This is a genomic window from Cupriavidus sp. D39 (assembly GCF_026627925.1).
Taxonomy (GTDB): Bacteria; Pseudomonadota; Gammaproteobacteria; order Burkholderiales; family Burkholderiaceae; genus Cupriavidus; species Cupriavidus ulmosensis.
In genome coordinates, this window is the sequence record NZ_JAPNLE010000009.1 from 1,797,785 (window position 1) to 1,817,760 (window position 19,976).

Consider the following 19,976-nt stretch of genomic DNA (forward strand, 5'->3'; position numbering starts at 1 on the left):
GCGGCTATCGCGCTGCCGGTCATTTCTTGAACAGCATGCGTGCCAGGATATTGAGCGCCAGCACACCAACGGTAATCAGGAACACGCCGGCCCAGGCCAGTTGCTGCCACTCGACAAACGGGCTCATGGCGAAGCGGAAGATGGTCACCGGCAGGTTCGCCATCGGCTTGTTCAGGTCGCTGGTCCAGAACTGGTTGGACAAGGCCGTGAACAGCAGCGGCGCGGTCTCGCCGGCAATACGCGCGACCGCCAGCAGCACGCCGGTGACAATACCTGCGTACGACGACTTCACCGTGATCGACAGCACCATCTTCCACTTGGGCGTGCCCAACGCGAAGGCCGCTTCGCGCAGCGCGTTCGGGACCAGGTTCAGCATGTTCTCGGTCGTGCGCACCACGATCGGAATCTGCAGCAACGCCAGCGCGCAGATCCCGGCCCAGGCGGAGAAGTGCCCCATGCGGGTCACCACCAGCGCGTAGACGAACAGGCCGATCACGATCGACGGCGCCGACAGCAGGATGTCGTTGATAAAGCGGATGAAGCTGGCCAGCGGCGAAGTCTTGCCGTACTCGGCCAGATAGATGCCGGCCAGTATGCCCAGGGGCGTTCCGCACAGCGTGGCGAGGCCAACCATCACGAAGCTGCCGTAGATGGCATTGGCAAGGCCGCCGCCGGCGGTATTCGGCGCCGGCGTCATTTGCGTGAACAGGTCCATCGACAGGCCACCCACTCCTAGCGAGATGGTGGTCCACAGGATCCAGGCCAGCCAGAACAGGCCGAACGCCATGGCGCCCAGCGATGCGGTCAGCGCATAGAAATTGGTGCGGCGGCGGCGCGCCTGCAGGCGCGTGCGCATGGCATCCGCATCTGGGCTCACAGCCGGAATCGAGGAAGAGGAGGAAGTCATCGCAGCTTGGCTCATTTTGCGCCCTCGCTCTTGGCCAGGCGCAGCAGCAGGATCTTCGACAGCGCCAGGACCACGAAAGTGATGAAGAACAGGATCAGGCCAAGTTCCATCAGCGCGGCGGTATGCAGGCCGGCGCCGGCTTCGGCGAATTCATTGGCCAGCGCCGAGGTGATGCTGTTGCCCGGCGAGAACAGCGAGGCATTGTCCAGCAGGTTGGTATTGCCGATCACGAAGGTGACCGCCATGGTCTCGCCCAGCGCACGGCCCAGGCCCAGCATCACGCCGCCGATCACGCCGGCACGGGTGAAGGGCAGCACCACGCGCCACATCACTTCCCAGGTGGTGCAGCCCACGCCATAGGCGGATTCCTTGAGCAGCACCGGGGTGACTTCGAACACGTCGCGCATCACCGAAGCGATGTAGGGAATGATCATGATGGCCAGGATCACGCCGGCGCACAGCAGGCCGATGCCCAGCGGCGCGCCCTGGAACAGCTTGCCGATCAGCGGCACCTGGCCCACGGTGGCGGCCAGCGGCTTCTGGAAGTACTCGCCGAAGATCGGCGAGAACACCAGCAGGCCCCACATGCCATAGACGATCGAGGGCACGGCGGCCAGCAATTCGATCGCGGTGCCGAGCGGGCGGCGCAGCCAGGCCGGCGACAGCTCGGTCAGGAACAGCGCGATGCCAAAGCTGATGGGCACCGCAATGATCAGGGCGATCAGGGAGGTGACGATGGTGCCGTAGATCGGCACCAGCGCGCCGTAGACGTCCGCGGGTGGATCCCACTCGGCTGTCCACAGGAAGCGCGCGCCGAAGGCCTCGATGGAAGGCCATGCGCTGATTGCGAGTGACACGATGATGCCGCCAAGCAGCAGCAGGGTCACGATGGCGGCGCCGCGTGTCAGGCCACCAAACAGGATGTCACCGGTACGGCTAGGCGGCCGCACTGCGGATTGATCGGATGTAGTCGCCATGATGTGGTATTGGAATTCGTTTAGTTGGCGGCTCGCCGGCTGTGCCGACCGCTCGGGGCCGATGGGCCCATCGCATTGCGTCGTGCCGCCCGCGCGGATTGCCGCGTTTGCTGCGCTGCTTCTCTACTACTGCTTCTACTGCCTTGCTGTCTTCAATGCCGCTACCGCGGTGCCTGCCCGGCGCCGTTGGGGCGCTAGGCTGGCGCGGCTGCCAGGCCAGCCCGCACATGCGGGCCGGGATGGCAGCCAACCGATCAGTTGTACAACGCCTTGCCCGAACCGTCCTTGACCGAGTTCTTCCAGGTCGCGCGGATCTGGTTCACCACGGCGTCCGGCAGCGGTACGTAGTCAAGTTCGCTGGCCATGTTGCCGCCGCTCTTGTACGCCCAGTCGAAGAACTTCAGCACTTCGGCGCCCTGCGCTGCCTTTTCCTGGTTCTTGTGCACCAGGATGAAGGTCGCGCCGGCGATCGGCCATGCCGTCTTGCCCGGTTCGTTGGTCAGGATCTGGTAGTAGGTCTTGCTCCAGTCGGCGCCTGCTGCTGCTGCCTTGAAGCCGTCGTCACCAGGCTGAACCACTGCGCCCGCGGCGTTCTTCATGTTCAGGTGGGTCATCTTGTTCTGCTTGGCGTAGGCGTACTCGACGTAGCCGATGGCGCCGTTCAAGCGTTGCACGAAAGCGGCCACGCCTTCGTTACCCTTGCCGCCAGTGCCACCGCCCGGCCAGTTGACCGTGGTGCCCTCGCCAACCGAGCTCTTCCAGTCCGTGCTGACCTTGGACAGGTAGTTGGTGAAGATGAAGGTGGTGCCCGAACCGTCGGCGCGGCGCACCGGCAGGATGTCCTGGCTCGGCAGCTTGGCGTGCGGGTTCAGTGCCTTGATGGCGGGATCGTCCCACTTCTTGATCTTGCCCAGGTAGATGTTCGCCAGCAATTCGCCGGTGATGGTCAGTTCGCCCGGCTTGATGCCTTGCAGGTTGATCACCGGCACCACGCCGCCGATCACCGTGGGGAACTGCACCAGGCCTTGCTTGGCCAGCTCTTCGTCCTTCAGGGGCGCGTCGGAGGCGCCGAAGTCGACGGTCTTGGCGCCAATCTGCTTGATGCCGCCGGAAGAGCCGATGGATTGATAGTTGACCTTGTTACCCGTTGCTTTCTGGTATGCATCGGCCCATTTGGAATACACGGGCGCCGGGAAAGATGCGCCAGCACCGGTAATTTCCGCCGCGAACGCAGTGCCCGCTACCACCAACGACACGATGCCTGCAACGGCAGTCTTGACCAGCTTCATATGTCCTCCAGAGACATGGTTGGGGAATGACAAATTTTTGACAAGTCGAACTTTATGCTCCGACTATGACAATTCCATGACATCACGAGATCTTCTTCTAAGTCTGCGGATGCAGCCTCCTGAATCACATCGCCAATACCCTTCCCGACCCGCATATGGCTCCTCGCAAGCCAAAAAATGTCGCAGTTAATTGCTTTTGAACAAAAAATAACGCCGGGCGAAAACCCGGCGTTCTGGCAACAGCTAGCGGCGATGACCGGTGTTCAGGCCCGCAAGGCGTCCGCCAGGGTCTGCGCTGCCTGCTCCGCGGTCTCGACCTTCTCGGCTTCGACCATCACGCGCACCACCGGCTCGGTCCCCGAGGCGCGGATCAATACCCGGCCCCGGCCCTCGAGCTGCGGTTCGATCACGGCGCGCGCCGCGCTCAGGCCCGCATGCGACTGCCAGTCGAAGCCCTTCTCCACGCGCACGTTGATCAGCGTCTGCGGGAACAGCGAAACGCCTTCCAGCAGTTGCGACAGGCTCTTGCCGCTGCGGCGCAGTGCGGCCAGCACCTGCAACGCGGAGACGATGCCGTCGCCGGTGGTGTGGCGATCCAGGCAGAGCAGATGGCCCGAGCCTTCGCCGCCCAGCGTCCACTTGCGCTTGTTCAGCTCTTCCAGCACATAGCGGTCGCCCACCTTGGCGCGCACGAACTCCACGCCCTGGCGCTTGAGCGCGAGCTCTACCGCCATATTGGTCATCAGCGTGCCCACCGCGCCTTCCACGGCCTGGCCCGCCTGCAGGCGGTCCTGGACGATCAGGTACAGCAGCTCATCGCCGTTGAACAGGCGTCCGTCGCGGTCCACCACCTGCAGGCGGTCCGCGTCGCCGTCGAAAGCCAGGCCAAGATCGGCGCCATTGGCCTTGACCGCTTCGATCAGTTTTTCCGGGGCCGTCGCGCCATAGCCGGCATTGATGTTGCGGCCGTCCGGCTGGTTGCCGATCGAGATCACGTCGGCACCGAGTTCATGGAAGACGTGCGGCGCGATGTGGTACGCGGCGCCGTGCGCGCAGTCCACCACCAGCTTGAGCTTATGCAGGTCCTGCTCGTAGGGGAACGTGCTCTTGCAGAATTCGATGTAGCGGCCAGCGGCATCCTCGATGCGGCGCGCTCGGCCGAGATCGTCCGAGCGCACGCAGACCATCGGCTCTTCCAGCGCCTCTTCGATCGCCATTTCCACGGCGTCCGGCAACTTGTCGCCATCGGCGGAGAAGAACTTGATGCCGTTGTCGTAGTACGGGTTGTGGCTGGCGGAGATCACCACGCCTGCCGACAAGCGCAGCGCGCGCGTGAGGTAGGCCACGCCCGGCGTCGGCAGCGGCCCGGTCAGCAGCACGTTGACGCCTGCCGAGGTAAAGCCGGCCTCCAGCGCGGCCTCCAGCATATAGCCGGAAATGCGCGTGTCCTTGCCGATCAGCACGGTCGGACGTGCCTGGTCCTGCTGCTTCGCCCCATGGGCGAGCACCATGCCCGCCGCGTAGCCCAGGCGCATCACGAAGTCGGGCGTGATCGGCGCCTCGCCAACCCTGCCGCGAATCCCATCCGTGCCGAAATACTTGCGTGTCATATGATCATTCTCCCGTTGTTCGGTGTTGCGGATGCCGAATGCTAAAGGCTAAGCGCGCAATGCTGGATGCCAGCAATCAAAACAAATGTTAACTGGCGATTGTTTCATGACGGATGGCCCACCAGGTCTTGAGCGCATCCACAGTTTGTTCCACATCATGCACACGCACGATGTACGCGCCCCGCTCCGCGGCGCAAACCGCCGCTGCCAGGCTGGCGGCGACCCGCTGCTGCGGCGGCCGGCCGCCCAGGATGGCGCCGAGCGTCGACTTGCGCGACAAGCCCACCAGCAAGGGCAGGCCATCCACCGCCAGTCGCGGCAGCTGGCCCAGCAGGTGCAGATTATGATCCGGCGTCTTGCCAAAGCCAAAGCCCGGATCGAGGGTGATGCGGCTGTCGCTCACGCCGGCGGCGCGCAGCACGTCCACCCGCTCGCGCAGGAAGCCAGCCACCTCGCGCACCACATCCTCATACTGGGGCTGCTCCTGCATGGTCTGCGGATCGCGCTGCATATGCATCACGCACAGTCCGGCCTGCCCCGCCTGCGCCTCGCTCACCGCCTTGATGGCGCCGGGCATGCGAAAGCCCCAGATGTCATTGATCAGGTCCGCTCCGGCGGCCAGCGCCGCGCGCATGACTTCCGGCTTGTAGGTATCGATGGACAGCGGCCGGCCGCAGTCGCGCAGCGCCTCGACCATCGGCAGCACGCGCGCCAGTTCCTCGTCCAGCGGCAATGCCGCCGAACCCGGCCGGCTCGACTCGCCGCCGATATCGATGATGTCCACGCCTTCGGCAATCATGCGCTCGGCATGGCGCAAGGCGGCATCGCGCCCAGCGTGCTGGCCGCCATCGGAAAATGAATCGGGGGTGACGTTCAGGATGCCCATCACCAGCGGACGGCGGTCGCGCGCGAAGCGGTAGCGGCCGCACTGGAAACTTGAATCAGTTGAGATCGACGACAAGATACGAAAAGGCCGAAAGACGAAAACGAGGAATCAAAAAGAGGCTGCGCAAGATGTGCGCCGGCAAAGAAAAAGCCGGCGCACAAGGCGCCGGCTTCAGGCTTGGTGAACGACCGCTGCAATCACGACAAGCACGTCTACCGTATCCGGGTTACCGGAGCGCCGACGACGCTATCGTGCCGGCCATCCGCTCAGGCCGTGGCCGGAGCGTTGGTCGGGGCCACCGGCGAGCCGCCCGACGGGGTGTTGCCACCACCGTTCTGGCTGGACGCGCCACGCGGCGGCCGCGGCGGCTTGCCCGCCATGATGTCGTTGACCTGGTCCGCATCGATGGTTTCCCATTCCATGAGGGCCGCGGTCATGGCTTCGACCTTGTCGCGATTTTCTTCGAGCAGGCGCTTGGCCAGGCCATATTGCTCGTCGACGATGCGGCGGATTTCCGCGTCGACCTTGACCTGGGTGGCTTCCGACACCGTCTTGGACGACATCTTGCCGAACATGCCATCCTGCTCGGTATCCACGTACACCATGGTGCCCAGCGTGTCGCTCATGCCGAAACGGGTAACCATGTCGCGAGCCGTCTTGGTGGCGCGCTCGAAGTCATTGGAAGCACCGGTGCTCATGGCGTTGAGGAAGACCTCTTCCGCCGCGCGGCCGCCAAACAGGATGGCGATCTCGTCGAGCATGTTGTCCTTGTACTTCGAGTACTTGTCGTGCTCCGGCAGCTGCCAGGTCACGCCCAGTGCCCAGCCACGCGGCATGATGGTGACCTTGTGCACCGGATCCGCCTTGGGCAGCAGCTTGGCCACCACCGCATGGCCGGACTCGTGGTACGCGGTTGCGCGGCGTTCTTCCTCGCGCATGACCGTGGACTTGCGTTCCGGGCCCATGTAGATCTTGTCCTTGGCGTCCTCGAAGTCCTGCATGTCGACCACGCGCTTGCTGCGGCGGGCGGCAAACAGTGCGGCTTCGTTGACCAGGTTGGCCAGGTCGGCGCCGGAGAAGCCCGGGGTGCCGCGTGCGATCACCGAGGCGTCGACGTCGTTGCCGATCGGCACCTTGCGCATATGGACCTTGAGGATCTGCTCGCGGCCGCGGATATCGGGCAGGCCGACATACACCTGGCGGTCGAAACGGCCCGGGCGCAGCAGCGCCTTGTCCAGTACGTCCGAACGGTTGGTGGCAGCGATCACGATCACGCCCGAGTTGGCCTCGAAGCCGTCCATCTCGACCAGCATCTGGTTCAGGGTCTGCTCGCGCTCGTCGTTGCCGCCGCCCATGCCGGCGCCGCGGTGACGGCCGACCGCATCGATTTCGTCGATGAAGACGATGCAGGGTGCCTGCTTCTTGGCATTCTCGAACATGTCGCGGACACGGGCCGCGCCCACGCCGACGAACATTTCAACGAAGTCCGAGCCGGAAATGCTGAAGAACGGCACCTTGGCTTCGCCGGCGATGGCGCGTGCCAGCAGCGTCTTGCCGGTACCCGGAGGGCCGACCAGCAGCACGCCGCGCGGGATACGGCCGCCCAGCTTCTGGAATTTCTGCGGATCCTTGAGGAAGTCCACCAGTTCGATCACTTCTTCCTTGGATTCATCGCAACCGGCGACGTCCTGGAAAGTGACCGCGTTCTGGTTTTCATCGATCAGGCGCGCGCGCGACTTGCCGAAGGAGAAGGCACCGCCTTTCCCGCCACCCTGCATCTGCCGCATCATGTAGAACCAGAACACGATGATCAGCAGGGTCGGCCCGAGGTAATACAGGGCCTGCACCAGCATGTTGGGCTCGTCGTCCGCCTTGCCGGTAACCTGGACGCCGAACTTCATCAGGTCGCCAACCATCCAGATGTCGCCCGGCGAGATGATGGTGTACTTCTGCCCTTCCTTGGGCGTCACCACCAGATTGCGGCCTTGCACGTCAACCCGGCCCACCTTGCCGGCCTTGGCATCATCCATGAACTGCGAATAGGTGACGCCTTCCTGCGCGCGGGGCTTGTCGAACTGCTTGAAGACGGTAAACAACACCAGCGCGATCACGAGCCAGATTGCCGCCTTTTGAAACAGGTTGTTATTCAAGGCCAAACTCCTTTACGAACGCCTTGCCAACGGGATAGCTGCATTGTAATGCAGTGCCCGGCGTCGGGGTAAAAAGCAAATTCATCGAAGCGATAGGCACCGCTTCACCCCGCCGACTTGAGGAAACGCCCAAGAATGAAGGTCTCGGAAGACTTGTCGCGTGACGCCTTGGGCTTGCGTTTGGCGACTACCTTGAACTGGCGTTTGAACTTCTCCACGATCTGGCTGTAACCACTGCCATGGAAACACTTTACCAGCAATGAGCCCTCCGGCTTCAGATGCGCCTGGGCAAATTCCAGCGCCAGGTCACATAAGTAATCGATACGGGCCGCATCGGCAAAGGCCACACCGGACAAGTTGGGGGCCATGTCCGACAAAACAAGATCGATCTTTGCGCCGCCGGACGCTTGTAGCACGATTTCCTCCAACTGACGGAATACATCCTCCTCGCGGAAGTCACCCTGGATAAATGTGACGTCGGCGACGGCCTCCATCGGCAGCAGGTCAATGGCAATCACCGCGCCGTCGATGCCGCCGTCCTTGGCGCGCGGGGAAGCCGCCAGCTTGTTGCGGGCGTACTGGCTCCAGCTGCCGGGGGCCGCGCCAAGGTCGACAATGACCTGGCCGGGGCGGATCAGCTTGTCCTGCTCGTCGATCTCCTTCAGCTTATACGCTGCGCGGGCGCGGTAGCCCTCGCGCTGCGCCATTTTGACGTAGGGATCGTTGATATGGTCGTGCAACCACGCCTGATTGAATTTGTTCTTGGCCATTCCGGAGACATCTGTATGGAGAAAAACGCCGCCGGCCCGCGGCCGCCCGTGCGTTTTTCACTCGTTTTGCTGTTTTTGCAGCCTGACCGCGCCAGTTTGACGGATAATACGCGCCGATTCGCTTTTTCGGCACTTCGGTGCCTTGGTTTGCGCACCACTTGCGCGCCCATTTGCGCCCTCGCCTGCGCTTTACTTATGCCTGCTCTTCAACTTATTCCCGCCCAGCGATCAGAACTCCGCTCCCGTGCCCACGGCCTCAATCCGGTCGTGATGATCGGTGGCGAAGGCCTGACGCGCCCCGTCCTGGCTGAAATCGACCGTAGTCTGGCGTCGCATGACCTGATCAAGATCCGCGTCTTCGGCGACGACCGCGAAAGCCGTATCGCCATGTACGAAACCATTTGCGAAGATCTGGACGCCGCTCCGATCCAGCATATCGGCAAGCTGCTGGTGGTATGGCGTCCCGGCCCGGCCGTCCTGAAGGAAAACCGTCCGCAGGAACTGGGCCGCCTGGCTCCGCGCGGCGGCGCCGCGCCGCGCACCGTGACCGTCAAGAAGCCGAGCGCCGCGCCCAATCGCCGCCCCAAACGCTCGCAAGTGACGGTCCTGGGCAATGAACGCGTCACCGCTGGCGGCAACGTCAAGCGCGCGCGCGTGCGCCCGACCAGCCAGAAGAAGAAAGCGCTCGACTAACGTCGAAGCCATGCCAGCGCGCCCGTCGGGGCCGCTGGTATTGCAACGGACGGCCGCCCTGGCCCGTCCCTTCAGCCTTACTCGCCAGCCGAGCGCGGCGCCGCTGCGCGCCACACCGTGACCAGCGCCAGCAGGCTGTGCACCAGGTAGAACACGCTGGACACCCCATGCAGCATGCCGAACTGCCCCTTATAGGGCGATTCGGACACGCCCACGCCAAGCGCCGTCGCCTTCTCCTTCAGGTTCTCCATGAAGGGCTGGATGCCGAAGTACCCCGCCAGCACGCACAGCAGCATGCCCAGCACGAGCCAGCGCAGGCCGCGATAGCGTCCCGCGCCCCGGCGGATCATCAGGTTGCACAGCGCAAGCTGCAGCACGCCGACCACCACGCCGAGGATCGCCTCGGTCCGGAACAGCTGCCCGGCGATCAAGCCTGCCGTCTCGCGGCTGGGCAGCACGGAAAACAGCGTCGGGGCCACCATGTAGCCCACTGTCCACAGGCTGCCGGCCCAGACCACGGTCAGCAGGAGGAAGATCCGATGCGGCAGCGGCGGCAGGCTCGAATAAGAGGAGGAGAACACGCAGCCTCGTTTAGACGTAGCGAACCGTGATGACTTCGTACTCGCGCTCGCCGCCAGGGGCCAGCACGATCGCCACATCGCCCTCGAACTTGCCGATCAGCGCACGCGCGATCGGCGAGCTGACGGAAATCTTGCCGCTGTCCAGGTCGGCCTCGTCGTCGCCGACGATCTGGTAGCTCACGGGCTTGCCCGATTCCAGGTCTTCGAGGTCGACGGTGGCGCCAAACACTATGCGGCCGTCGGTATCGAGCTGGGTCGGGTCGATGACCTGGGCCGCCGACAGCTTGGACTCCACTTCGATGATCCGGCCTTCGATAAAGGCCTGCTTTTCCTTGGCGGCGTCGTACTCAGCGTTCTCGGAGAGGTCGCCTTGCGCACGTGCTTCGGAAATGGCGTTGATCACCGCGGGACGTTCGACGGCCTTCAGGCGCTGCAGTTCCTCTTTGAGCAGCTCTGCGCCGCGCCTGGTAATCGGAATCGTGCTCATGTCTTCGTTCTGCAAAAATGAGCCGCAGCGGAGCTGGAACCATGCACCGGCATCGCTACCCGGGGCACTTCCGCTCAACCGCGGCCTTTCAGGTTGTCAGGTTGGATCGATCACATGGCCGCACGCTTGCACGGCCACTGGGTCGACGAAATGCTGTTAGTTTAGGCCAAGACGGCCGCCCGCAGCAACTGCGGACGGCCCGGTGGCCCAGGGCGACCTTCAGGCCAGCGAGGCGTGCAGGCTCTGCAGGTCGTAGACCTCCAGGCTCTGCATGTGCTTGAGGCCTTCCACCGCGGCGCGCGCGCCGGCGATGGTGGTGTAGTACGGCACCCGGTTGGCCAGGGCCGAGATCCGGATCGAGCGCGAATCGGCGATGGCGGTGCGGGTTTCGTCCACGGTGGTGAACACCAGCGCCAGCTCGCCGTTCTTGATCATGTCGACGATATGCGGGCGGCCGTCCTTCACCTTGTTGACCACGCGCACCGGGATGCCGGCGGCTTCGATCGCCGAGGCGGTGCCGCGGGTGGCGACAATCGGGTAGCCCATGTCGTGCAGCATGCGTGCCACGCCAACCGCGTGCGGCTTGTCGCTGTCCTTGACGGTCAGCAGCACGGTGCCCTTCTCCGGCAGGCGCGAGCCCGCAGCCAGCTGGCTCTTGAAGAGCGCTTCGCCGAAGGTCTTGCCCACGCCCATCACCTCGCCGGTGGAGCGCATCTCAGGTCCGAGCACCGGGTCGACGCCGGGGAACTTGTTGAAGGGGAATACCGCTTCCTTGACGCTGAAGTACGGGGGCACCACTTCATCGAACACGCCTTGCGAGTCGAGCGTCTGGCCAGCCATGCAACGCGCGGCGATCTTGGCCAGCGACAGGCCGGTCGCCTTGGACACGTACGGCACGGTACGCGAAGCGCGCGGGTTCACTTCCAGCACGTAGACGACATCTTCGCCATTCACTTGCTGGATGGCGAATTGCACGTTCATCAGGCCGATCACGTTCAGGGCGCGAGCCATGGCGGCGGTCTGGCGCTTGAGCTCGTCCACGGTGGCTTGCGCCAGCGAGTACGGCGGCAGCGAGCAGGCGGAGTCGCCCGAGTGCACGCCGGCTTGCTCGATGTGCTCCATCACACCGCCGATAAACACGCGCTGGCCGTCGCACAGGGCGTCGACGTCGCACTCGATGGCGTCGTTCAGGAAGCGATCCAGCAGCACCGGGGAATCGTGCGAGACCTTGACGGCCTCGCGCATATAGCGCTCGAGGTCGCGCGGCTCATGCACGATTTCCATCGCGCGGCCACCCAGCACGTACGACGGGCGCACCACCAGCGGGTAGCCGATCTCGGTGGCCAGGCGCAGTGCTTCGTCCTCGGCACGCGCGGTGCGGTTGGGTGGCTGGCGCAGGCCCAGCTCATGCAGCAGCTTCTGGAAACGCTCGCGGTCTTCCGCGGCGTCGATCATGTCCGGGCTGGTGCCGATGATGGGCACGCCGTTGGCTTCCAGGTCCAGCGCCAGCTTCAGCGGGGTCTGGCCGCCGTACTGCACAATCACGCCGACGGGCTTTTCTTTGTCGACGATTTCCAGCACGTCTTCCAGCGTCAGCGGCTCGAAGTAGAGACGGTCCGAGGTGTCGTAGTCGGTCGACACGGTTTCCGGGTTGCAGTTGACCATGATGGTCTCGTACCCGTCTTCGCGCAGCGCCAGCGCGGCATGCACGCAGCAGTAGTCGAACTCGATGCCCTGGCCGATCCGGTTCGGGCCGCCGCCCAGCACCATGATCTTGCGATTGGTGGTGGGGTCGGCTTCGCACTCGCCATGCTCGGCTTCATACGTGCCGTACATGTAGGCGGTGTTGGTGGCGAACTCGGCAGCGCAGGTGTCCACGCGCTTGTACACCGGGCGCACGCCGGCGGCATGGCGAGCGGCGCGCACGGCTGCGGGCTCGGCGCCCATCAGCTTGGCCAGGCGGCGGTCCGAGAAGCCCTTTGCTTCAGGTGGCGCAGCTCGGCGGCCGACAGGCTGTCCAGCTTGCGTGCCTTGACCAGGGTCTCGGTCTTGACGATGTCTTCGATCTGGGCCAGGAACCACGGGTCGATCGCGGTCTCGGCGTGCACTTCTTCCAGCGACATGCCGATACGGAAGGCGTCGCCCACGTACCAGATGCGGTCCGGGCCGGCTTCGCCGATTTCCTCGACGATCTCGTCGCGGTCGGTGGACTTGTCGTCCAGGCCGTCCACGCCGACTTCCAGGCCGCGCAGGGCCTTCTGGAACGATTCCTGGAAGGTGCGGCCCATGGCCATCACTTCACCCACGGACTTCATCTGGGTGGTCAGGTGGCTGTCGGCCTGGGGGAATTTCTCGAAGGCGAAACGCGGCACCTTGGTGACCACGTAGTCGATCGACGGCTCGAACGAGGCCGGGGTCGCGCCGCCGGTGATCTCGTTCTTCAGCTCATCCAGCGTGTAGCCCACCGCCAGCTTGGCGGCGACCTTGGCGATCGGGAAGCCGGTGGCCTTGGAGGCCAGCGCCGACGAACGCGACACGCGCGGGTTCATCTCGATCACGATCATGCGGCCGTCGGCCGGGTTGATCGAGAACTGCACGTTGGAGCCGCCGGTATCGACGCCGATCTCGCGCAGCACCGCCAGCGAGGCGTTACGCAGGATCTGGTATTCCTTGTCGGTCAGGGTCTGGGCCGGCGCCACCGTGATGGAGTCACCGGTGTGGATGCCCATCGGGTCCAGGTTCTCGATCGAGCAGATGATGATGCAGTTGTCCTTCTTGTCGCGGACCACTTCCATCTCATACTCTTTCCAGCCCAGCAGCGATTCTTCGATCAGCAGCTCGCGGGTCGGCGAGAGATCCAGGCCGCGCTTGCAGATTTCCTCGAATTCTTCGCGGTTGTAGGCAATGCCGCCGCCGGAGCCGCCCAGCGTGAAGGACGGGCGGATCACGATCGGGTAGCCGCCGGTCGCGGTTTCCTTGGCGATCTGCGTCTGCACGGCCAGCGCTTCTTCCATCGAGTGGGCGATGCCGGACTTGGCCGAGCCCAGGCCGATCTTGGTCATCGCTTCCTTGAACTTCTGGCGATCCTCGGCCTTGTCGATGGCTTCCGGCGACGCGCCGATCAGCTCGACGTTGTACTTTGCCAGCACGCCATGGCGATGCAGGTCCAGCGCGCAGTTCAGCGCGGTCTGGCCGCCCATGGTCGGCAGGATGGCGTCGGGACGCTCTTTTTCAATGATGCGCTCGACCACTTCCCAGGTAATCGGCTCGATGTAGGTCACATCGGCCGTGTTGGGATCGGTCATGATCGTGGCCGGGTTGGAATTCACCAGCACGACCTTGAAACCTTCCTCGCGCAGCGCCTTGCAGGCCTGGGCGCCGGAATAGTCGAACTCGCACGCCTGCCCGATGATGATGGGGCCGGCGCCGATGATCAGGATGCTCTTTATGTCTGTGCGCTTTGGCATTGCACGCTCTCATTATTGGCCGGCCCGCACAATCGCGCGGGCCGCACCGGATATCAGGATTCGATTCAGTTCAGGGTGGCCGTCGCCAGCTTGGCGCCGAAGCCGATGAACATGGCGCCTACCCCGCTCGCCATGCCCGCCGACAGGCGTCGTCGGCGGCGAAACGCTTCGGCCAGCCTGGCGCCCACGAAGATGATCGCGGTCAGGTAGGCGAAACTGCACAACTGGCACACCAGCCCCAGCGCGACAAACGACAGCGCCGGATAGCCGAACTGCGGATCGACGAACTGGATGAAGAAGGAGATGAAGAACAGGATGGCCTTGGGGTTGAGCAGGCTCACCACCAGCGCCTTACGGAATGGGCTGACGGCGCGGTCCACGGGCGCCTGCGCCTGCGCCGCCACCGCCCCGCCATCGCTGCCACGGCTCGTCCAGGCGCGCACGGCACCGCGCAGCATCTGGAAACCGATCCAGCCCAGATAAGCGGCACCGATGTACTTCACCACGTAGAACAAGGCCGGGCTGGCCTTGAGCAGCGAGGCCACCCCCGCCGCCGACAGCACCATCAGGATGGCGTCCCCCAGGAACACCCCGCAGGCCCCCTTGTAGCCCTCGCGCACGCCGCGCTGCGCGGCCACCGATAGCACATACATCGAGTTCGGCCCCGGCAGCAGCACGATGAAAATCGTGCCGAGCACAAAGGTCCAGAAATCGGTAATGCCCAGCGCGGTATGCATGAAGGCGTTCATCGGGTCGTCCTGCGGTCTGCTTTATCTGCTTGGTTTGCTTGGTTTGCTTGCCTACGTCACTTCTCGTCTTGGCTTCGCTGCGATTACTGGCGTGCGTCCGCCATCATCTTGGTGAAGCGGTCGAACAGGTAAGCCACGTCGTTCGGGCCCGGCGAGGCTTCCGGGTGGCCCTGGAAGCAGAAGGCGGGCTTGTCGGTCAGCGCGAAACCCTGCAGCGAGCCGTCGAACAGCGACACGTGGGTGGTGCGCACGTTGGCAGGCAGGGTGTCGGCGTCCACCGCGAAACCGTGGTTCTGCGAAGTGATCACCACGCGGCCGTCGTCGAGGTCCTTCACCGGATGGTTCGCGCCATGGTGGCCGAACTTCATCTTCAGCGTCTTGGCGCCAACTGCCAGCGCCATGATCTGGTGACCCAGGCAAATGCCGAAGGTGGGGATGCCACGCTCGATGAACTCGCGGGTGGCGCGGATCGCGTAATCGCAAGGCTCGGGGTCGCCGGGGCCGTTCGACAGGAAGATGCCGTCCGGGTTGAGCGCGAGCGCGTCGGCAGCGCTGGCTTGCGCCGGCAGCACCGTCACCTTGCAACCACGTTCAGCCAGCATGCGCAGGATGTTGAACTTGACGCCGTAGTCAAAGGCCACCACGTGGAAACGCGGCGACTCCAGCTTGCCGTAGCCGCTGCCCAACGCCCATTCGGTCTGGTTCCACGCGTACGGTTCCTTGACCGACACCACCTTGGCCAGGTCCATGCCGGCCAGGCCGGGGAAGGAGCGCGCCAGGTCGATGGCCTTCTGCACATTGTCCTCGCCAGCCAGGATGCAGCCGTTCTGCGCACCCTTCTCGCGCAGGATACGGGTCAGCTTGCGGGTATCGATGCCGGCGATCGCCACCACCTTTTCCTGCTTCAGGTAGTGGCCGAGGGAATGTTCCTTGCGGAAATTGGAGGCCAGGAGCGGCAGATCCTTGATGATCAGGCCGGCGGCATGGACTTTCGTGGCTTCGACATCCTCTGCATTGACCCCGACATTACCGATATGCGGATACGTCAAGGTGACGATCTGCCGGGAATAGCTGGGGTCGGTGAGGATTTCCTGGTAACCGGTCAGAGCGGTGTTGAACACCACTTCGCCGATGGTATGGCCGGAAGCGCCAATGGAATAGCCACGAAAGACCGTGCCGTCTGCAAGCGCGAGAATGGCGGACGGAAAAGACGGTAACACGGGTAGGCTCCTGCTGGATTCACCCCGTGACCGACCTGCTCAACGCCTCTTGCCCCGTTGTGCGGCGGGGCGACCGGCAGCGCGTGGATTGTCGATTTCGTCGACTGGACGCGATGCTTGTCGCCGGGGCCGTTCGCTCGGTGCTCGATACGCCACACAAAACAATGCGGCGGAGCCAGGGCGAAATGGGGGCGGCGGAAGGTGGAATTCGGTAGGCGCTAGGGTGAGGGGTTCTGAAAGCGAAACTTTTGGATTATACCCCGCGCCACCCATTTTCTCAAGTTATCAAGGACTTGCGGACGCCTCGACCCTCCCCGATGCGCCTGGCAGCCCGCAGGCATGCCAGGCGGATGGCGTCATTCGGCTGCCGGCACCACCGCCGTCACCTCGATCTCCACCTTGGCGCGCGCCTCCACCAGATCGGCCACTTCCACCGCCGTCATGGACGGAAAATGACGCCCGATGGTGGCGCGGTAGTGCTCGCCAATGGCGCGGTAGGCCGCCACATACTCCACCTTGTCCTTCACATACCAGGTCATGCGCACGATGTGATCCGGACGCGCGCCGCCCTCGGCCAGCACCGCCACGATATTGCGCAGCGCCTGGCCGACCTGCTCGGCGAAGTCATCGGTCTCGAACTCGCACTGGCCGTTCCAGCCGATCTGGCCGCCGACGAAGAGCAGGCGGCTGCCCACCTGCATTTCGGTCATGGTGCCGTTCGAGTAGCCGCGCGGCGCGGCCCAGTCTGGTGGCTGGAGAATCTTCATGGTCGGTTTTCCGTAAGAGTGATTGGGATCTTGTTTTCTGCCTGGTCGACTTCGCCCTAAGCCCCGGACGGGCGCATCGGTGCGGGCATCGGGGCATCGGGCACCAGGAACCGCTCCATGGCCGAGCGCACTGCCTGCGGCAGCGTGCTCGGCATCATCTGCGCGGTATCCACGCATACCAGCCGCTGCGCGATCTCCACGCGCAGGTCCCCGGCTGGCCCGATAAAGCGCACCAGCAAGGCGAAGCTGCTGCGCCCCAATTGCGTCACACGCAACTCGCGCATCAACAATTCGCCCAGGCGGCTGGGCGCGACAAAGCGGGTGGACAATTCAGCCGTCGGCACACCGGCCTGCCCCGCGCCATGCATCTCGGCGAAGGACCAGCCAAGCGCCTCGCGGAACCAGTCCTCGACGAGGTCGTTGAGCATCTCGAAGTAGCGCGGGAAGAACACGATGCCGGCGGCATCGCAATCCTTGAAGCGCACCCGCACGCTGTTGCTGAAGACCTGGCTCACGGCTGCCTCGCGCCCTCGGGTGCCCCGCCCTGCTCCGCCATCTGCCGCAGGCGGAAACGCTGCAGCTTGCCGGTCTCGGTGCGCGGCAACGCGTCGACGAAGATCACCCGGCGCGGATACTTGTACGGCGCGATCTCGGCCTTGACGTAGGCCTGCAGCGCAGCGCAGGTCTCGTCGCTGGCCGCCACGCCGGGACGCAGCACCACGTAGGCGGCAACAATCTGGCCGCGCTCGGCGTCGGGCATGGCGACCACGCCGCATTCGGCGACCGCCTCGTGGCGCATCAGTGCGCTCTCCACTTCCGGTCCGGCGATGTTGTAGCCGGCCGAGACGATCATGTCGTCGGAACGCGCCTGGTAGTAGTAGTAGCCATCGGCATCGGCCTTGAACGTGTCGCCCGGCAGGTTCCAGCCGTCCTTCACGTAGCTGGCCTGGCGCGGGTCGTCCAGGTAGCGGCAGCCGGTGGGGCCGCGCACCGCCAGCCTGCCGACGGTGCCGTACGGCACCGGCTGCATCTGCTCGTCCACGATCTGCGCGACATAGCCGGGCACCACCTTGCCGATGGCGCCGGGCCGCACCTCGGCGCCCGCGCTGGAGATGAAGATGTGCATCATCTCGGTGCCGCCAATGCCGTCGGTCATCTCGATGCCGGTGGCCGCCTTCCAACTCTGGCGCGTCGCGTCGGGCAGCGCCTCGCCGGCCGATACGCTCTTGAGCAGGCTGGAAATGTCGTACCCCTGCGCCAGCGCGGCCATCTGCCGGTAGAAGGTCGGCGCGGTGAACACGATGGTGGCGCGAAAGGACTGGATCAGCGCCAGCAGGCTTTCGGGAGTCAGCCGCTCGGCCAGCACGGTGGAAGCCCCCACGCGCAGCGGGAAGCACAGGATGCCGCCAAGCCCGAAGGTAAAGGCCAGCGGCGGCGTGCCGCAGAAAATATCGTCCGGGCCGGGCTTGAGCACATGGCGCGGGAACAGGTCGCACATGGCGATCACGTCGCGATGGAAATGCACCGTGCCCTTGGGCTGTCCGGTAGTGCCGCTGGTGAAGGCAATCAGGCAGATGTCGTCAGCCGCGGTATCGCAGGCCTCGAAGCTCTCGGGCTTGCCCGCCATGGCAGCTTCCACCGAGCCGGCGCCGCTGCCGTTGAAGTACAGCGCCTGCGTCAGGCTCGGGCAATGGTGCTCGCCACCTGGATCGAGGTTGGCCTCCAGTTCCTCGCGCAGGCGTTCGTCGCACAGCGCGGCGCTGACTGCCGCGCGGTCGATCACCTGCTTGAGTTCCTTGGCGCGCAGCAGTGGCATGGTCGGCACCGCGATCAGGCCAGCCTTGACCACGGCCAGCCAGCACGCCGCCATCATCAGGTTGTTGGGGCCGCGCAGCAGCACCCGATTGCCCGGGACCAGCTTCATGTCGCCGGTCAGCACATGGGCGATGCGGTTGGACAGCGCAGCCAGTTCGGCATAGCTGACGGTGCGGTGCGCGCCGTCCTGCTCATGGCGGATGGCCACGCGATCGCCGCGCCCCTCGCGCACATGGCGCTCGACCAGCTCCAGCGCGCAGTTCATGCGCTCCGGGTACCGGGTATCGGCGTTGAACAGGAACGCCGGCCACTGCTGCGGGGGCGGCAGGCGGTCCAGTGCAAAGGTATCGAGGTGGGCTGTGCTCGCCATGGTTGTCTCCACTTCCTTCATTCTGGTGATGCGGGTCGGGGTTGTCCGCTCGCGCCGGGCACGTCAGGCGCGATGCTGCGCCAGCGTTTCGCGCGCGATGATCAGCTTCTGCACTTCGGTGGCGCCCTCGTAGATCCGCAGCGAACGGATCTCGCGATACAGGCTTTCCACGCGCGTGCCGACCTTGACGCCAAGGCCGCCGAACATCTGCACGGCGCGGTCGATCACCTGCTGCGCGTTCTCGGTGGCGACCATCTTGGCCATCGCCGCTTCACGCGTGGTCCGCACGCCGGCCACGTCGCGCAGCCACGCGGCGCGGTAGGTTAGCAGCGCTGCCGAGTCGATGGCGGTGGCCATGTCGCCGATGGCGGCCTGCGTCAGTTGCAGGTCCGCCAGCACGCCGCCGAACATCGGCCGCGCGGTGGCGCGCGCCAGCGCTTCGTCGAGCGCGGCGCGGCCGAAGCCCAGCGACGCGGCGGCCACCGAGGCGCGGAAGATGTCCAGCGTCATCATGGCCACCTTGAAGCCCTGCCCTGCCTCGCCCAGCCTTGCGGCTTTGGGCACGCGGCAGTTCTCGAATCGCAGCGTGGCAAGCGGGTGCGGTGCCATCACGTCGATCCGCTCGGCGATGGTCAGGCCCGGCGTGTCCGCATCCACGACGAACGCGGAGATGCCACGCGCGCCCGGCGCTTCGCTGGTGCGGGCAAAGACGCAATAGAAGTCGGCGATGCCGCCGTTGGAGATCCAGGTCTTGACGCCGTCCAGCATGTAGTGCTCGCCATCCTGCACCGCGCGGCATTGCATCGCGGCGACATCGGAACCCGCATCGGGCTCCGACAACGCGAACGCGGCAATGGCTTCGCCACGCGCCACACGCGGCAGGTAGCGTTCGCGCATGGCATCGCTGCCGGCCAGCGTAATCGCGCCGCTGCCTAGCCCTTGCATAGCGAAGGCGAAGTCGGCCAGGCCATCATGGCGGGCCAGCGTCTCGCGCAGCAGGCACAGTGAGCGCGAGTCGAGCGTATCGAGCGCGCCGCCGTAGGCCGCGGGCACGCAGTAGCGCAGCCAGCCGGCCGCGCCGAGCTGGCGCACCAGCGCGCGGCAAGCCGCATCGGTATCGCTGTGGTCGACCGCGAGCGAGGCCGTGGCCCACGCATCGAGCCGTTGCTCCAGTTCGCGGTGCGCGTCGTCGAAGAACGGCAGGGCGAGATAACTTTTGTCGGACATGGCGTGCGTTT

At 64.9% G+C, this 19,976-nt stretch carries 16 protein-coding genes and 1 pseudogene; 1 reads left to right on the forward strand and 16 read right to left on the reverse strand.

From position 1 onward, the window contains the following. Positions 1-19: 19 nt before the first annotated feature. From pstA to OMK73_RS20305, 7 genes are all read right to left on the reverse strand, one after another. Positions 20-922, reverse strand: coding sequence for a phosphate ABC transporter permease PstA (pstA, locus tag OMK73_RS20275; protein WP_267603692.1), 903 nt, complete (start codon positions 920-922; stop codon positions 20-22). Next, the gene (gene pstC, locus OMK73_RS20280) at positions 919-1,884 is read right to left on the reverse strand and encodes a phosphate ABC transporter permease PstC (protein WP_267603693.1); all 966 of its coding nucleotides are present in this window, start codon (positions 1,882-1,884) and stop codon (positions 919-921) included. Before pstC ends, pstA begins: the two co-directional genes overlap by 4 nt. A gap of 254 nt (positions 1,885-2,138) precedes the next feature. Then, positions 2,139-3,173 (reverse strand): phosphate ABC transporter substrate-binding protein PstS, encoded by a 1,035-nt coding sequence (pstS, locus tag OMK73_RS20285; protein ID WP_267603694.1) that lies wholly within the window; start codon positions 3,171-3,173, stop codon positions 2,139-2,141. Between the two features lie 263 nt (positions 3,174-3,436). Further along, positions 3,437-4,783 carry a phosphoglucosamine mutase gene (glmM, locus tag OMK73_RS20290; protein WP_267603695.1) on the reverse strand — a complete coding sequence of 449 codons (1,347 nt, stop codon included), beginning with the start codon at positions 4,781-4,783 and terminating at the stop codon, positions 3,437-3,439. 88 nt (positions 4,784-4,871) lie between these two features. Next, a complete protein-coding gene (gene folP, locus OMK73_RS20295) occupies positions 4,872-5,669 on the reverse strand; it encodes a dihydropteroate synthase (protein ID WP_420715664.1) in 798 nt (265 codons plus the stop codon). A gap of 266 nt (positions 5,670-5,935) precedes the next feature. Beyond that, positions 5,936-7,819, reverse strand: a complete 1,884-nt coding sequence (gene ftsH, locus OMK73_RS20300; RefSeq protein ID WP_267603696.1) for an ATP-dependent zinc metalloprotease FtsH — start codon at positions 7,817-7,819, stop codon at positions 5,936-5,938. A gap of 104 nt (positions 7,820-7,923) precedes the next feature. Beyond that, positions 7,924-8,589, reverse strand: coding sequence for an RlmE family RNA methyltransferase (locus OMK73_RS20305; RefSeq protein WP_267603697.1), 666 nt, complete (start codon positions 8,587-8,589; stop codon positions 7,924-7,926). Between the two features lie 195 nt (positions 8,590-8,784). On the opposite strand from OMK73_RS20305, the gene OMK73_RS20310 reads away from it, so the two are divergent. Further along, complete coding sequence (locus tag OMK73_RS20310) at positions 8,785-9,282, forward strand: YhbY family RNA-binding protein (RefSeq protein WP_043347609.1); 498 nt, start codon at positions 8,785-8,787, stop codon at positions 9,280-9,282. A gap of 77 nt (positions 9,283-9,359) precedes the next feature. Here OMK73_RS20310 and OMK73_RS20315 read toward each other — a convergent pair whose 3' ends face one another. The 9 genes and pseudogenes from OMK73_RS20315 to OMK73_RS20355 all read right to left on the reverse strand — a co-directional run bounded on the left by OMK73_RS20315 (position 9,360) and on the right by OMK73_RS20355 (position 19,965). Next, positions 9,360-9,863, reverse strand: a complete 504-nt coding sequence (locus OMK73_RS20315; RefSeq protein ID WP_043419067.1) for a DUF4149 domain-containing protein — start codon at positions 9,861-9,863, stop codon at positions 9,360-9,362. A 10-nt stretch (positions 9,864-9,873) separates the two neighbouring features. Further along, complete coding sequence (gene greA, locus OMK73_RS20320) at positions 9,874-10,350, reverse strand: transcription elongation factor GreA (RefSeq protein ID WP_267603700.1); 477 nt, start codon at positions 10,348-10,350, stop codon at positions 9,874-9,876. Between the two features lie 219 nt (positions 10,351-10,569). Continuing rightward, positions 10,570-13,817, reverse strand: a pseudogene (gene carB / locus OMK73_RS20325) (carbamoyl-phosphate synthase large subunit). 65 nt (positions 13,818-13,882) lie between these two features. Further along, positions 13,883-14,566 carry a leucine efflux protein LeuE gene (leuE, locus tag OMK73_RS20330; protein ID WP_267603701.1) on the reverse strand — a complete coding sequence of 228 codons (684 nt, stop codon included), beginning with the start codon at positions 14,564-14,566 and terminating at the stop codon, positions 13,883-13,885. A gap of 83 nt (positions 14,567-14,649) precedes the next feature. Further along, complete coding sequence (carA, locus tag OMK73_RS20335; protein ID WP_267603702.1) at positions 14,650-15,786, reverse strand: glutamine-hydrolyzing carbamoyl-phosphate synthase small subunit; 1,137 nt, start codon at positions 15,784-15,786, stop codon at positions 14,650-14,652. Positions 15,787-16,142: 356 nt separating this feature from the next. Continuing rightward, on the reverse strand, positions 16,143-16,553 hold the full coding sequence (locus tag OMK73_RS20340; protein ID WP_267603704.1) for a RidA family protein: 411 nt from the start codon (positions 16,551-16,553) through the stop codon (positions 16,143-16,145). Positions 16,554-16,609: 56 nt separating this feature from the next. After that, entirely contained in the window at positions 16,610-17,068 is a 459-nt protein-coding gene (locus OMK73_RS20345; RefSeq protein WP_267603705.1) for an acyl-CoA thioesterase, read from the reverse strand. Next, entirely contained in the window at positions 17,065-18,738 is a 1,674-nt protein-coding gene (locus OMK73_RS20350) for an AMP-binding protein (RefSeq protein ID WP_267603706.1), read from the reverse strand. Before OMK73_RS20350 ends, OMK73_RS20345 begins: the two co-directional genes overlap by 4 nt. Before the next feature lie 63 nt (positions 18,739-18,801). Beyond that, positions 18,802-19,965, reverse strand: a complete 1,164-nt coding sequence (locus tag OMK73_RS20355; RefSeq protein WP_267603707.1) for an acyl-CoA dehydrogenase family protein — start codon at positions 19,963-19,965, stop codon at positions 18,802-18,804. Positions 19,966-19,976 lie beyond the last annotated feature (11 nt).

What these genes read in the sequence shown, in the direction of transcription:
- pstA (WP_267603692.1), bottom strand. Translation starts at nt 922, where the DNA reads ATGAGCCAAGCTGCGATGACTTCCTCCTCTTCCTCGATTCCGGCTGTG.
- pstC (WP_267603693.1), bottom strand. Translation starts at nt 1,884, where the DNA reads ATGGCGACTACATCCGATCAATCCGCAGTGCGGCCGCCTAGCCGTACC.
- pstS (WP_267603694.1), bottom strand. Translation starts at nt 3,173, where the DNA reads ATGAAGCTGGTCAAGACTGCCGTTGCAGGCATCGTGTCGTTGGTGGTA.
- glmM (WP_267603695.1), bottom strand. Translation starts at nt 4,783, where the DNA reads ATGACACGCAAGTATTTCGGCACGGATGGGATTCGCGGCAGGGTTGGC.
- folP (WP_420715664.1), bottom strand. Translation starts at nt 5,669, where the DNA reads ATGGGCATCCTGAACGTCACCCCCGATTCATTTTCCGATGGCGGCCAG.
- OMK73_RS20305 (WP_267603697.1), bottom strand. Translation starts at nt 8,589, where the DNA reads ATGGCCAAGAACAAATTCAATCAGGCGTGGTTGCACGACCATATCAAC.
- OMK73_RS20310 (WP_043347609.1), top strand. Translation starts at nt 8,785, where the DNA reads ATGCCTGCTCTTCAACTTATTCCCGCCCAGCGATCAGAACTCCGCTCC.
- greA (WP_267603700.1), bottom strand. Translation starts at nt 10,350, where the DNA reads ATGAGCACGATTCCGATTACCAGGCGCGGCGCAGAGCTGCTCAAAGAG.
- leuE (WP_267603701.1), bottom strand. Translation starts at nt 14,566, where the DNA reads ATGAACGCCTTCATGCATACCGCGCTGGGCATTACCGATTTCTGGACC.
- OMK73_RS20340 (WP_267603704.1), bottom strand. Translation starts at nt 16,553, where the DNA reads ATGAAGATTCTCCAGCCACCAGACTGGGCCGCGCCGCGCGGCTACTCG.
- OMK73_RS20350 (WP_267603706.1), bottom strand. Translation starts at nt 18,738, where the DNA reads ATGGCGAGCACAGCCCACCTCGATACCTTTGCACTGGACCGCCTGCCG.
- OMK73_RS20355 (WP_267603707.1), bottom strand. Translation starts at nt 19,965, where the DNA reads ATGTCCGACAAAAGTTATCTCGCCCTGCCGTTCTTCGACGACGCGCAC.